The 12,393-nt window shown below is 37.2% G+C and carries 14 protein-coding genes and 2 pseudogenes; 4 read left to right on the top strand and 12 right to left on the bottom strand.

Annotation, left to right across the window (positions count from 1 at the left end):
* Window positions 1-3: 3 nt before the first annotated feature.
* A complete protein-coding gene (locus tag PQQ29_RS00080) occupies window positions 4-402 on the bottom strand; it encodes a hypothetical protein (RefSeq protein ID WP_011011011.1) in 399 nt (132 codons plus the stop codon).
* A gap of 173 nt (window positions 403-575) precedes the next feature.
* Here PQQ29_RS00080 and PQQ29_RS00075 point away from each other — a divergent pair, with 173 nt between their 5' ends.
* Window positions 576-911: a helix-turn-helix domain-containing protein gene (locus PQQ29_RS00075; RefSeq protein ID WP_003728486.1), complete on the top strand. Its 336-nt coding sequence runs from the start codon at window positions 576-578 to the stop codon at window positions 909-911.
* 36 nt (window positions 912-947) lie between these two features.
* Here the strand turns inward: PQQ29_RS00075 and PQQ29_RS00070 are convergent, their stop codons facing one another.
* The 9 genes and pseudogenes from PQQ29_RS00070 to PQQ29_RS00030 form a co-directional block, all read right to left on the bottom strand.
* Complete coding sequence (locus tag PQQ29_RS00070) at window positions 948-1,478, bottom strand: hypothetical protein (RefSeq protein ID WP_003728487.1); 531 nt, start codon at window positions 1,476-1,478, stop codon at window positions 948-950.
* A 113-nt stretch (window positions 1,479-1,591) separates the two neighbouring features.
* A complete protein-coding gene (locus tag PQQ29_RS00065; protein WP_025370662.1) occupies window positions 1,592-2,356 on the bottom strand; it encodes a Fic family protein in 765 nt (254 codons plus the stop codon).
* A gap of 19 nt (window positions 2,357-2,375) precedes the next feature.
* Window positions 2,376-2,738, bottom strand: coding sequence for a hypothetical protein (locus PQQ29_RS00060; RefSeq protein WP_031641939.1), 363 nt, complete (start codon window positions 2,736-2,738; stop codon window positions 2,376-2,378).
* 10 nt (window positions 2,739-2,748) lie between these two features.
* A complete protein-coding gene (mobP2, locus tag PQQ29_RS00055; protein ID WP_025370664.1) occupies window positions 2,749-4,089 on the bottom strand; it encodes a MobP2 family relaxase in 1,341 nt (446 codons plus the stop codon).
* Window positions 4,082-4,522 (bottom strand): hypothetical protein, encoded by a 441-nt coding sequence (locus PQQ29_RS00050; protein WP_011011015.1) that lies wholly within the window; start codon window positions 4,520-4,522, stop codon window positions 4,082-4,084. The genes mobP2 and PQQ29_RS00050 overlap by 8 nt, the downstream gene beginning before the upstream one ends.
* Window positions 4,523-4,533: 11 nt before the next feature.
* Window positions 4,534-4,773, bottom strand: coding sequence for a hypothetical protein (locus tag PQQ29_RS00045; protein WP_011011016.1), 240 nt, complete (start codon window positions 4,771-4,773; stop codon window positions 4,534-4,536).
* 398 nt (window positions 4,774-5,171) lie between these two features.
* Window positions 5,172-6,089 carry a hypothetical protein gene (locus PQQ29_RS00040; protein ID WP_003728493.1) on the bottom strand — a complete coding sequence of 306 codons (918 nt, stop codon included), beginning with the start codon at window positions 6,087-6,089 and terminating at the stop codon, window positions 5,172-5,174.
* Window positions 6,090-6,091: 2 nt separating this feature from the next.
* Complete coding sequence (locus PQQ29_RS00035) at window positions 6,092-6,481, bottom strand: hypothetical protein (RefSeq protein ID WP_003731844.1); 390 nt, start codon at window positions 6,479-6,481, stop codon at window positions 6,092-6,094.
* Window positions 6,482-6,695: 214 nt separating this feature from the next.
* A pseudogene (locus tag PQQ29_RS00030) lies at window positions 6,696-6,860 on the bottom strand (NlpC/P60 family protein); the annotation flags it as partial.
* A gap of 163 nt (window positions 6,861-7,023) precedes the next feature.
* Here PQQ29_RS00030 and istA point away from each other — a divergent pair.
* The 3 genes and pseudogenes from istA (at window position 7,024) to PQQ29_RS00015 (ending at window position 9,695) form a co-directional block, all read left to right on the top strand.
* The gene (istA, locus tag PQQ29_RS00025; RefSeq protein WP_187984146.1) at window positions 7,024-8,250 is read left to right on the top strand and encodes an IS21 family transposase; all 1,227 of its coding nucleotides are present in this window, start codon (window positions 7,024-7,026) and stop codon (window positions 8,248-8,250) included.
* Between the two features lie 10 nt (window positions 8,251-8,260).
* Window positions 8,261-9,016: pseudogene (istB, locus tag PQQ29_RS00020) on the top strand (IS21-like element helper ATPase IstB).
* A 91-nt stretch (window positions 9,017-9,107) separates the two neighbouring features.
* On the top strand, window positions 9,108-9,695 hold the full coding sequence (locus PQQ29_RS00015) for an IS3 family transposase (RefSeq protein ID WP_023553716.1): 588 nt from the start codon (window positions 9,108-9,110) through the stop codon (window positions 9,693-9,695).
* Between the two features lie 33 nt (window positions 9,696-9,728).
* Here PQQ29_RS00015 and PQQ29_RS00010 read toward each other — a convergent pair whose 3' ends face one another.
* Together PQQ29_RS00010 and PQQ29_RS00005 are read right to left on the bottom strand one after the other, a co-directional pair.
* Window positions 9,729-10,484 carry a hypothetical protein gene (locus PQQ29_RS00010; protein WP_003728499.1) on the bottom strand — a complete coding sequence of 252 codons (756 nt, stop codon included), beginning with the start codon at window positions 10,482-10,484 and terminating at the stop codon, window positions 9,729-9,731.
* Window positions 10,485-10,758: 274 nt separating this feature from the next.
* Window positions 10,759-12,393 (bottom strand): primase C-terminal domain-containing protein, encoded by a 1,635-nt coding sequence (locus PQQ29_RS00005; RefSeq protein ID WP_003728500.1) that lies wholly within the window; start codon window positions 12,391-12,393, stop codon window positions 10,759-10,761.

The following is a 12,393-nucleotide window of genomic DNA, read 5'->3' as shown; positions in this document are numbered from 1 at the left end:
GTCTTATGCTCCTTCTTGCTGACTCCTTCTTGCTCTCATCCATTTTGAAATGCTCGTTTTGCCTTTATAAATGATAATAAAAACAATCGTAAGTAGAAAGGTAGCTACAACGATTGTCAAAAAGGCTTTGACAAAAAAAGCCATTAAAGGGACCAAAAACAGCGTAGCTACTGCGACAATAATAAAATAGCGAATGATAAATACGACAATCATACAAGCTAATATAGTCATAACCGTCCACCATGCCCATTTCATCTGACCGCTTGCTTGATACGCATGATATAAAGCAGTAAATACGTTTTCAATCACAAGTAAAATGCTTGTAACAATGATACTAACTAATTCTCCAAAGAAGTAAGCGATCCGATCACATATATCTAAAAATCCTTGTATGATAGACATTTGTCTTCACTCCTTTTCCTATAAAAAGGAAATTATATTTCTTAAATTCATAATATACTTATTTTATTTCATTTTCAAGTGATAATTACATTCTTTTTTATAGAATAAGGAAATATCTTTTCTTTTTAGAAATTTTTGTTATACTTAAAACGTTAAATAAAGGAGGGAGCACCATGACTATTCAACACCAATTTGCTGAAAATCTTTCGAGATTAAAAAAAGAACATGGTCTCAAAAATCATCAAATTGCTGAATTATTAAACGTTCAAACACGAACCGTCGCTTACTACATGAGTGGTGAAACAAAACCAGATATTGAAAAGCTGATCCGTCTTGCCACTTACTTCCATCTATCGATAGATGAATTAGTCGGTTATGTTCAGGAAGACAAAGTATGGAACGATTTGTCCCTAAAGCAATGGTTACTATCCCTAAATTTGAGAAGCGAAGAAGAAATCGCGAAAATTAAAATATTGGTTGATACCGTTGAAACTTTGTATCCAAATTAAAAAAGAACCCCCCCGATACCAGGGAGGTTCTTTTTCTTATCTTTCTAGATCCTCTATACTTTTTTCTACCTCTCCTAATTGCAAGGCTTTATTCTCCTTAGCTGCTTGATTTTTAGCTGCAAGGTTTTGTATCTGTGCTTCCGTCACACCATAAGCCTCCATTTTTTCTTTTGTAAGCACGATACCTTCACTGAAGTAGTCCAACTCGAAGTTATTTTTACACACAACTTGAATTTGTTTATCTGTAAGGACTTGATTTTTCGCTTTCAATATTTTTTCTGTCTCTGGAACTACAATCAAAACTCCCACACCTTCAGCCGCAACTTTCATTACCTCACTTCGTTTTAGTTTTGTCAGTTCTGGCATGTCGATATTATCAAAGTAATTGGAAATCACTTGATGGTCGTCCCCCCTCACTCCCTCATAGGTGGAACTTGTCATTTTACCATTGGGCCATAAGTGCATCGCATTTTTCATGTTTTCGGTATAATATTGGGAAGTATCTTCCACATATTGATCTAATGCTTCTTGGTTAAATAATGGATGTTTTTCTTCTTCATATTTCATTGTATTTACCACTCCTTTTATAATTTGGCACAAAAAAAAGAACTTCCTTTTTAGGAAGTTCCTAGCTATCTAATTATTTTTGAAAAAAACTCCTCACTGACGTAAGGAACCTTTTATCGTTCTAAATCATCCTTTTGCTTTTTTGGCAACTGGATTTGTTCTTTTTCCGTAGATCTAAACTGATCTACCCGTTCTTTTTCTTGAGCCAGCTTCTGTTGCGCAAATGTATGGAAGCCCGAAACATCTTGATTGGCTAGATACGTCATGTAGACCGCCTTTTCTTCTGCCTTGATAATCAATGGTGGAAAATCATTTTCCATCAATAAATAATTCATCACCATACGTCCTGTTCGTCCGTTTCCATCACTGAATGGATGGATACGTTCAAAGTCAATATGGCTTTCCAGAATAGTTTCTAACTTATCATCTTTCGATGGTTCTTTCTCCAAACTTTCTTCATGCGTTCCTAAACGGTAATTGACATTATCTACCCATTGTTGCACGAGTAAGGGGGTCTCTTGTGGACTCGCCGTCTGGAAATCTGCACCAAGTATCGCATTGGCACTCGCTTTGAACTCGCCATGATCATACTGCAGTCGATCCGTTAAATACGCATGGATCTGTTTGATTGTTGGAACACTGATCGGTCGTAATGCTTCTATCTCTTCCATCACATAATCAAAGGCTTGTTCATGATTTTTCACTTCATAAATTTCCCGAAGATCGTAACTTTCTTTCCCCGTCACTTTATTATGCAAGATAATAGATACCGTGTCGGCGAGCGATATCGTATTCCCTTCAATCGCACTGGAATGGTGGGCTAAACGTACCAATACATCTTGTAAATATTCGTTAGGAAACCGTTGGTTTGTATGCATTCTTCTCACCTCCTTTTCATTATAGCGTAATCCCAAGCGTTGTACATGATTTTAGGCTGCTTTTATCCTCTGGATGCAGCACGCCTATCCGAACCATCCCTTTTATTTTCACTGGAATAATCAACCGAATGTCCACAAAGGTTGGTTTGAAAAGCCCTTCTTCGATCCACCTCCTTAAAGGGATTCCCTTAGGCTTTGTTGTCATTTTATGACACCAAGCAATTTCTTTTTCTTTATCAATCTTTAAAACTACTACCGGTCTAACTTTCCTGTTCGTCTCTTCCTGATACATCACCGTGGTCACACAAATGTCGTCCGGTTGAATTAAGCACGTTCTCCGCTTTGAGCGTGCTTTCTTGTTCGCTTTATATTTTTTTTGCATCCAATATCTCCTACTCTCTGTCCATTGATTTTTCTCTTTCCATTTCCTGCTCTAGTTGTTCAAATGCGCGATCATTTTTCCATTTTTTGTACGAATTATCTAATTCATAATCCATCTTTTTCAACTGATAGATCACCGACCCCCGTCGCCGGCGATAACGGGCAATTTTATCTTTTGGAGTTAAAGACCCTTCCTTTTTTAAATTTCCCTGCTGATCTAAATAATGATGATCTGATTTGGAATGATTGAAACGCTTATCATAATTTTTAACTTCTTGTAGCACTTGATTTCCTAGCTGCTTGTATAATTTTTCATCCTTACTTTCTAAGTAAGTGTGAATATTAAATTCTGTTTTTTTACCATAGGCTTCTTGTTGTAAGTTACCTTCATGCTCCCATGCTTTTTGGAATACTTGCATTTCTTCGGGATGGTGTTTCGTTAAATAATTTGTCGTGATCTGATCTACAACTTTTTTTGCTGGATGTTTGTTTAAATTTCCATAATTCCACTGACCAGAATGTTTTTTATACATTTGATGTAGCTCAAGAAATAAGGCCTCATTTTCATGTGATCGAATCACTTCCTTCGACGCATGAAGTGGTGTAAGAAGTTGTTCTTTTGCATAATCATCGATCCGTTGGTAAATGCTTCCTCGCTGTGCTATTTCACTATAAACGGTACTACGTACGGCTCTTCTAGTTGCTGGTGCCATACGTCCATCTCTTACTGGCTTCCCGTCCGTTCCTTTTTCCAACTCCGGCCGTCTTTTATTGGAATAAAATTTACGTGTTGGGGTTGGTTCAGTAACCGAGATATGCACATGAAAATGTTTTGTGTTTTTATGGATCGCTGCTAACCAAATCGCACTGCCTTCCATGCCTTCTTTCCGCAAAAAACTTTTCATCGACGCACTAGTTACTTGCTGCAATCTTTTTTCGTCAAGCATTCCTATCTTCGGATCATAAATACCTTGTTTAGCCAACCACTCGTTATCAAAACTGATAACATGCTGGAACATAACGCTGTTATTTTTTTCTGCAGTTTGGAACGCATCTTTATATTTTTTCTTTTCAGCTTGTGTCAACTTCGGTTTTCCTTCTGTAAATAAACCAGATGTTTTTTTCGGATTTCCCATATAATCGATATATTTTTTATTCCGTTCTTTTTCCTCTTCCGTACGCTCTTCTTCATTACCAATCATGCTAAATTCTTTGTAATGCTCGTTTCGAACGGCTTCATCACGATCAATATATTTGATATAGTTTGACCAGTATTTCTTCGACTTATTTAATGGACTGTTTGGGACAATAAATTTCGTCGCTAAAACAATACCGGCGGTAATCTTACTCATGGATCGGCTCCGGTACTACTGGAACATTTTGTTTTTTTCTGCTCGCTTCTTTCTTTTGATCACGCATGATTTTAAATCGACGTTGCACTTCTTCTTCTGCTTTCCCTGTAATAAAATGTTTATCTTTTTCGATTGGGAAGAAAGCTTCTTCTGGTTCGTGATTGAATAAGAAGTAGTTGTTTAACATTTCTTTGACAACTTGTGTGCCTTTCTCAGCATTATTCACACCTAATCGAATTCGATCAAATAATTTTTTTGAATCTGCATATTGATCTCTCATCACTTCAAAGATTGCTTGTTCCCTCTCTTTTTCCGAAAACATATGGATGATAAAATTAATTGTTTCAGAATCAGATCTAAGTCCATATCTTTTTTTTGCTTTCATCATAATTTCTTTCGATTCACTCTTCATATCAAATTCTTTTCTAGCCATGTTATATCCTCCTATTCACGAATTTCAGTTAATAGTTGTTGTACATTTTTTGTTAACTCAAAGACTCCCATAGACATTTTTTGGAAAGCCTCTTCTTGTTTTCCAATAAGATGATTGGTTTCTTCCAATGCGGCGATGCTTGTCAAATACTGACGCAAAAAACTTTCGCGAGACATCTTTTTTTCACGAGCCATTTGATCCAATTGCTTCACGACAGCTGCATCCAGATCACGAATTTTTATTTCTGCCAAATAATTCCATTCCCTTCGTTTAAAGACCGCACGATCTCGCTTACAGCGAATTCGTACTTGGTCGAACCCGGGTTCCCCGGTTTCTTTTTTATTTTAAAATCAAGTGCAATGATTCTTTTAAACAATGAATAATCTATTGAGATTATCCACTGTCTAAAAAGAGTTATCCAAATTTACGAAGTAAATGGATAAGAGCATAATGTGTTTTTGCCCCCAAACAGTGTTTGGAGGCTCGCCAGAGGCGAGGAAACGGTGGGGTCATGCTGTAAGCTTTTTACGGTGGTTTTACCGTAGGTCTTATTTCCTTACTTACGGTGGTTCCACCGTATATCTTTAGCCTACAACCGGTGGTTTTACCGTATATCCTAAGACATGCTCCCGGTGGTTTTACCGTAGCTTTATTTACCTATCTCGATAAGTGATTGGATCTGGTTCTTCATCGCTTTTATTTGTTCTTCCAAAGCAGCGATATTCGCTTCTTTACTCGATATCGAAGATTTATTATCATTGATAGTGTCATCCAAGCTATGGATTTCATAAGTGATATTAGTCTGTTCTTCCGGTGTTTTGTGAGTTTTGCTCGCCTCCAAATCTTGTTGCTTTTCATGAATAATCTGTTTTTTTTCTTCCAGCTTTTTGATTTGCATATCTTTCTTCGCTATGTTGTTTTCTAAGAACATTATTTGAAAACGGAGTCCTTCTTTTTTGTAGGCAAACGTTGTTTCACTGGTCCAGTTTTTCACTTTTTTCAACTTACGATAATCTCCGGAGAAGCCACCCATTTTTTCATTATCATCACTCTTGCTGATTGAAAATGTTTGAAGCGCAACTTCGTTATTTTCTTCATTAGCATCATCCACATAGACAACCATTTTTTGAAAATTCTCCGGTAAGTCGCTGACTTCTACTACCAAATATCGATCATCTTGATACAATATTTTGCTGTGAATTTGTGTATTTTCATAGTCCTCTTTTTCTAAATCACGCATCACAAAACTTACTTTATACAGGTTGGTATAAGTGTCAGTTGCGTTCGGATCAATAAACATTTTGATGCGCATGGACTTTTTATTTGGATTGTATTTCCAATCTTGCAGAATAAATTTTGTGCCGTTAATGTCCACTTTCTCTCCAATCTGACTTTGCTGAATCGGGGAATAATCTCCCCACCAATAATTAGATGATAAGAAAAATACAGCTAAACAAGCCGATAAGATAATCCCGATTTTAAACCGAAGAATTTTGTTTGTTTGAAATATTTTTTTATCTTTCTTATTCAAATTTTGAATTTTTTCTATCCAACTTCCTTCTTCCATAACTAGGCCTCCGTTGTTTGTTGAATCGATCCTAAAGCGGTGTAATTCGTCATGAAGTAATCCTCTTTTTGTTTTTGTAACGTTACTTCCGCTAAAAAATAGGACTTGTTTTCAAATGTTTTTGTATGATATTCTAGCTCCATTTTGATAAAAAAGTGGAGTGGCTTTTCACGGTCTTGATAAACCGTCAGACCTGTTAGTTTATTTTCAAATTCAATATTGTGGGAAGCCGTTTCGACTTCAGATCCAGCACCTTTCATTTCTTGAAGAATAGATTCATTTGCCATATTTTCTATTCCATCAAATCTTTTTCCATAATCTTTTTCCGTATAATTTTGTATTTCACCAAAAAATTTATCTAAAAAAAGATGGATTTTTTTGATCGGAATCATCACTATTTTGTAAACTTCTTTCTTTTAAAGTGATATTTTCTTCGTTTCTATTTCGTAAATTTATATTCATTTTTTTAATTATCTCTCTCTGAGTAACGACCTTACTATTAGCTTGCACGTACAAAAAACAAAATGAAATAATCGATAAAAGTAAAATAGTTAAGATAAATATGGTTAACATTCTCTTACTTGTTGTCATTTAATAAACTCCTTTTCAATTAAATTCTGCCACTCTACCAAACCCATATAAATGCGCTCTCCAGTAGCTATTATTTATCGAACTGTAATTAATTTTGTTTCCACTTGCTTGAAAAACATTGCCATCTCCCAAGTAAAAAGCAACATGTGTTACTGGCCTTCCTGCATTATAGGTCTTTGTGTAAAAGACAAGATCTCCTGGACGTAATTCACTTTCTTCAACCCGTTTTGTATGATCATATTGTAAAGGGCCATATTAAAATGTAGGAAAAGGGCCATCAAAAATGTAGGTACATGACAAATCTGATATTCTTTTTCATGAAACTATCCAAGGAGAGTGAATCATGAGAAAAGATGTCTTAGAAGGAGTGTTACGACACATTATGAATGAAATTCATCCTAATTTCGCAGCCCTTGCCAAACAATATAATTGTGATTATCGAACGGTTAAACGCTATTATGAAGCTGGATTGAAGGGGGATTTAGATAAGCTTAGAGAGAGAAAACCTTCGGTCCCTCCTTTGCTTCATGGTTTTGAAGAAATTATTCGTGATAAATTAGAATTAAATTGTTCGGCAGCTTCTATCTTTTATTTCTTAGGTAAAAAAGGTTATAAAGGGAGTTATACAACGATTAAACGTTATTGTCGTAAATACCGGGAAGAAAAAGTACAAAAAGCAACGATTCGCATTGAGACCACACCCGGTCTTTCTGCTCAAGTAGATTGGAAAGAAAACGTTAAAATGGTTAGCCGAGACGGTGAAGTGTTTTATTTCAATATTTTTCTCTATATTCTTGGTTACTCAAGAATGAAGTACTTAGAGCTCACTTTTGATCGAACACAACCGACGGTTTTTCAGTGTTTAGTCAATGCCTTTGAATATTGCGGAAACGGTATTCCTCAAGAAATTTGGTTTGACAATATGAAAACCGTTGTCGACCGTAGTAAGAGTCAATTCACACAAACTGTTTTCAATGAAAAATTCCGGCAATTTGCGAAAGATGCTGGATTCCATCCGATTGCTTGTCGTCCTTTTAGACCCCAAACAAAAGGGAAAGTGGAAGCATTAGCCCGAACAGTTGAGCGTTTAATGGTCTTTAATTATGAATTTACAGATGTACAAGAGTTAAAACAGATCATATATGAATTGATGCAAGATCTGAATGGCTCCGTCTCACAAGCCATCCACAACAAACCGAGGGTTTTACTAAAGGAAGAGCTTCCCATACTAGCTCCCATCCATCGTTTAGAATTGCTCAGCTATGTTTCTAGAAATAAACGTCTACTGAGAAAGGTATCGATGGAGTCCATGGTTCAATATCAAAATGCTAAATATTCTGTTCCTGTTAAATATATTGGGAAAGAAGTGACGTTAGATATTCGTAGGGACAATCTATTTGTTTGGTATGGGGATAAATGTATTCGAACCCATCCTATAAGTGAAAAAGCGCTTAATTATCAACGCGAAGACTCGCTTGAAATTTTGCGTTCCGATGTATTTAAATATTTAGAAGATGAAGAATTAGAGCGATTTGTCGATGATAATTTACATGCATATGACGATCTATAAGGAGGAAATGATGTCCCATTACCATCAATTGTTAAATCAACTAAACGAATTGAATTTATCTTGCATGAAAGAAAATCTACCTGCCCATTTAGATGAGGTTGCCAAAAGTGATAAATCGCTTGTAGACTCTTTATTCGAGCTCACCCAATAAGAAATTAGTTATCGTAAAAAAGAAAGTCAAAAAAAGGTATTAAAGCGTGCAATGTTCCCCTACCACAAACGACTCCATGATTTCAATTTTGATTTTCAACCAAGGATAAAAAAGAAGGAAATGCAGGATTTATTAACATTACGCTTTTTAGACACATATGACAATATTCTCTTTATTGGAAATAGTGGTGTTGGAAAGACCCATTTAGCCGTTTCAATTGGATTAGAATGTATCGATCGTGGTTTAAGTTGTTTGTTCATTACGAGCACTGAATTAGTGAATCGTTTGATCCGCGCTCACAAGCGCGGAACTAGCGAAACGATGCTAAAAAAATATTCGGGTTATTCGGTGTTGATTATCGACGAAGTCGGCTATTTACCTTTCTCCAAAGAAGGTTCCAACTTACTTTTTCAGCTGATTAATATGCGGTATGAAAGAAAATCTACGATTGTTACAACCAATATCCCACTATCCCAGTGGTCCGAAATATTTGGAAACAAGAAGCTTACCAACGCGCTACTGGACCGGTTGGTCCATCACTCTAAATTGATCCAAATTACGGGGCCCTCTTATAGAATGAAGAGTTATAGCGAAAACAAAGAGGTGAAATCGTAAAAACGTTTAAACGATTTTCACTTACATTTTCAGTGGCCTAAAACCAACATTTTAATATGGCCCTTGACAGAAAACCATGGATCTTCCTAAAATGTCTACCGTAAAACCAAGATTCCGTTATCAAAAACCGACGGTTTCTTCTACTTGTCCAAATCTGTTGAAACAGCAATTTCATTCCAAGCAACCCAATCGTATTTGGGTCAGCGACATTTCGTATATTCCTGTAAAAAAAGGATTTGTTTATCTTTGTGTAATTCTTGACATCTTCTCTCGAAAAGTGATTGCTTGGAATGTCTATGCCTCTATGACTGCAAAATTAGTTTGTGATACGGTAGAGCGAGCCGTTCATTCTAGAAATCCTGTGCAGTCGGTTATTTTTCACTCTGATCGTGGTTCCCAATATTTGTCTCAAGAATTACGGCAGGTCCAAGAAAAATACAACCTTATCCCTTCCTATTCTAAACTTGCTTACCCGTGGGATAATGCCGTCACAGAATCTTTCTTTAAATACATGAAGAAAGAAGAACTTAATCGTCGAAATTTTTCCTCTTTGGAAGAAGTAAAATTAGCTTGTTTTGAGTATATTGAAGGATTCTATAATTCAAAAAGACCACATTCTGCAAACAACTTCTTATCACCTAATTTAAAAGAACTTGCTTTTCTAAATGATTCTTCATAAAATATTCCTTTTTTCTGTCTACTTTATTGACATCTATCCATTCGGGCGGTACTTCGTATCCTGCAACAAGTCAAACAGCATAAAAAATTCCTTAGATGTATAACACATCACTTCTTTCAAGCTATTTTTGACAACATACATACCTGGCTTGATCGCTGTTTGTACACGCCCCTTGACCAATAATTGCACAGGTTTGCCTTTCTTCACTTTTTGAGCTCGATGAGGCTGAACAAAATTCACGATCTGTCCCCCATTATTGCCACCATACCGAATAACCTTATATGTCCCAACTGGGACACAAACTTCCGCAGCTTGTGTTTCTAAAACCGGTTCTAAATGCGCTAATAACCCAAGGACTACTTCCTGCTCCAATAACCCCAGCGTTGTATAGCTATCAGCTCCATCCAGTGACACATAAAATGATTCCCATTCATCGCCAGGAATTTCAGTGATCGAACGTGCTTGGATTCCTGCTTGTCTTAAAAGATGCCGCAAATCCCTCTGCTTGAGCGCCTTATAATAATACTTCCCTTGCTCTTTAGTCGTTACCTCAAAAATACTTGCTGGATAACTCGCTAAACCATGTAACATCTTCCAATGTCTTAAAATAGCAACTGGAATATCTAACAAATCTACAAGATCGCTATCTTTCATTCCCGAATCTTTTAAATGCACGTACTGATCCACCGTAAAACCTTGAAACCAATCTTCCATACGTTCAAACTTCACCGCATCCGGTTCGGCCTGATGACTACCCTTTAGCTGTTTTTTCTCCGTTTTTTTTACCACTGGTGGTTCTTATAACCGTTTGATCGCAGCTGTCACCTCTATAATTCTCATACACGTAGCACATTGTAAATAAGTACCAGCCTCATGTTTCACATGTAACGCATCATGCTTTTCATAACAATCTGACAGCTGGAGTAACAGCTGTTGTTTTTGCTTTTTCTCTGCTCGATTCATGTTTAAAAACCATCCTCACATCAGTAAATTAATTTAACCAGGGGGTCGAGAGCAAACTAGTAACTAGAAATAAGTACTTGGCAATTGAGCTCATTAAAAGTTAACTACTTCGCGATCGCTCTAAATCGTTGCTAGGACTTGTCTGGTACACTTTATTGATTTGTTCTAACACTAATTGGGCAGTTCTATCCCCTCTGACGTTGGAACGCACAAAAAGGCTCTCTGCGTTGCTGGTTGAGTAGACTTTTCCCTTCACATATTCCACTGCTGACGCAAACGTTTCAACAAATGCACGGTATTTTTCTTGCTTCACTTTTTTTTGATCGAGTGCATGACGGATCGCTTGTTCGGTCACAATCGCGATCGTGGTCAGCAACGTTTTCGCGTATCGACCTTTGCCTTGTACTTTGCTAATAATTTTGCTCGATTGCTTCAGGACTTTTTTCAAGGATGCGTATGGTATTTTTGTTTCTTCAGCCAACTCGCGCTGCGACTTTTCTAAGTAAAGTTTTCCAGCTGTGATCTGTTTTTCTAGGTAGCTTTCCAAATCACTTTCCCACTCTGCAAAATGTGAATATTCTCGCACTTCTCGCGCTTTTTTATGCTTCCGAAACACACTATTCCCTGGCTTCGCAAAGATAAATGGCGTAGAATGCTCCATTTCGCTTCCTGAATCGTACGTTTCCAAGATCGATTCAATATACTCCAGATTCGCACCTTTATATCTTTTGGAATAAGCGCTATGTACGACTTTTTCGATCTCTTTATAATTTTTCAGTTCAGCCTGCAGGCGACTATTAAATTGATCAAGCAGATCTAAAGCCTCTTGTTTGGATCTGCCGGAGCTATAACAAGCAAGTGCCAGTGTAAACATAACATTGTTCCGGCCAAGTTGCCCTTTGCGCCCCTGGACATTCGTCAAATGCACGATTTTATCGAACCAAGGTTGCTGCGTCGCATCAAAAGTTGCTGCTTGCTTCGACACAAGTTGCAGACCTGGGCGATTATTTTTAGCCGTATATTCCTTAGACCAGTTCATCAATTCCTGAAATTGAAATTTACTCTCCAGATTTAAGAAGGCAACATTTTTAGTATTTGGAGCTCGGAAGAAACCAAAATCATTGCATCCGCAATCGACGTTTGGCAGTTCGTTCGCAAACGCATGTTTGATGTTTTTAGCAATACGTTTCGCCACGCGTAACCCTTTAAACTGGTTGGCATTGCTGATAAACGTTGGTGCATCTAGGACAAAGTACAGTTGAAAACCAGCTGTAGTATGTAAAATAAAAGTCGGCGTTTGATCCAGCACTTTCATCGATGCCGTCAGCATCTTCGCAACATCGACTTGTTGTGTATCGACATCGACCACGAATGTATTGATTTGTTGCAAGTTTTGTTCGTCAAAACCTTTTATGTATTGCCGTTTATCGTCCGTATATGTTCCCCATCTAAAAACGTTTGGTGTCCAATGCGTGATTTTATCTGCTTCTGTCAGCAGCGCTTCTTGGCTCGTAACAATAAACCCTTTGACGCCATGCTCCATCTGCAGATGACCTTTATCGCGAACGACAAATTGCACGCCTTTACGATTTTCGCTTGCTGCTTCGACAGCTGCATAGTGATCTCGAATAGCCAAAACGCCTTTACTTCCCTTTTTCCGAAAAGCAGTGATTCCTTCATGCACGACCGCATCGATCACGCTGCTATATTGATACATCGCTTCGTTGTCAAACAT

Origin of the sequence: Listeria innocua (assembly GCF_028596125.1) — a bacterium.
GTDB classification, from domain to species: domain Bacteria; phylum Bacillota; class Bacilli; order Lactobacillales; family Listeriaceae; genus Listeria; species Listeria innocua.
This window is presented reverse-complemented; position numbering and strand designations above follow the sequence as displayed.

Coding starts and splice junctions, on each gene's coding strand:
- PQQ29_RS00080 (WP_011011011.1), bottom strand. CDS start 402: ATGTCTATCATACAAGGATTTTTAGATATATGTGATCGGATCGCTTAC.
- PQQ29_RS00075 (WP_003728486.1), top strand. CDS start 576: ATGACTATTCAACACCAATTTGCTGAAAATCTTTCGAGATTAAAAAAA.
- PQQ29_RS00070 (WP_003728487.1), bottom strand. CDS start 1,478: ATGAAATATGAAGAAGAAAAACATCCATTATTTAACCAAGAAGCATTA.
- PQQ29_RS00065 (WP_025370662.1), bottom strand. CDS start 2,356: ATGCATACAAACCAACGGTTTCCTAACGAATATTTACAAGATGTATTG.
- PQQ29_RS00060 (WP_031641939.1), bottom strand. CDS start 2,738: ATGCAAAAAAAATATAAAGCGAACAAGAAAGCACGCTCAAAGCGGAGA.
- mobP2 (WP_025370664.1), bottom strand. CDS start 4,089: ATGAGTAAGATTACCGCCGGTATTGTTTTAGCGACGAAATTTATTGTC.
- PQQ29_RS00050 (WP_011011015.1), bottom strand. CDS start 4,522: ATGGCTAGAAAAGAATTTGATATGAAGAGTGAATCGAAAGAAATTATG.
- PQQ29_RS00040 (WP_003728493.1), bottom strand. CDS start 6,089: ATGGAAGAAGGAAGTTGGATAGAAAAAATTCAAAATTTGAATAAGAAA.
- PQQ29_RS00035 (WP_003731844.1), bottom strand. CDS start 6,481: ATGATTCCGATCAAAAAAATCCATCTTTTTTTAGATAAATTTTTTGGT.
- istA (WP_187984146.1), top strand. CDS start 7,024: ATGAGAAAAGATGTCTTAGAAGGAGTGTTACGACACATTATGAATGAA.
- PQQ29_RS00015 (WP_023553716.1), top strand. CDS start 9,108: ATGTCTACCGTAAAACCAAGATTCCGTTATCAAAAACCGACGGTTTCT.
- PQQ29_RS00005 (WP_003728500.1), bottom strand. CDS start 12,393: ATGTTTGACAACGAAGCGATGTATCAATATAGCAGCGTGATCGATGCG.